This is a genomic window from Pseudomonas brassicacearum, assembly GCF_003732265.1.
GTDB classification, from domain to species: domain Bacteria; phylum Pseudomonadota; class Gammaproteobacteria; order Pseudomonadales; family Pseudomonadaceae; genus Aquipseudomonas; species Aquipseudomonas brassicacearum_D.
The window spans coordinates 1-257 of the sequence record NZ_MOBK01000458.1 but is presented as its reverse complement, the minus strand read 5'-3'; the positions used below and the strand labels follow the sequence as shown (position 1 = coordinate 257).

The 257-nt window shown below is 71.2% G+C and carries 1 protein-coding gene; it reads right to left on the bottom strand.

Translation table 11 applies throughout. The annotated features are described in order from the left end of the window. Window positions 1-257: 3,4-dihydroxy-2-butanone-4-phosphate synthase (locus tag BK660_RS32240; RefSeq protein WP_185045376.1), on the bottom strand; the 257-nt coding region annotated here is incomplete at both ends.

The window sequence follows — 257 nt, the reverse complement described above, 5'->3', positions numbered from 1 at the left end:
TCCAGTTCGGCGCGGCGGGACATGGTGCCGTCGTCGTTCATCACTTCGCAGATCACGCCGCTCGGCTCGAAACCGGCCATGCGCGCCAGGTCGCAGGCGGCTTCGGTGTGACCGGCGCGAGCGGGGGTGCCGCCCGGTTGGGCCATCAGCGGGAAGATATGGCCCGGGCTGACGATGTCTTCAGCCTTGGCATCCTTGGCGGCGGCAGCCTGCACGGTGCGGGCGCGGTCGGCGGCGGAGATGCCGGTGGTCACGCC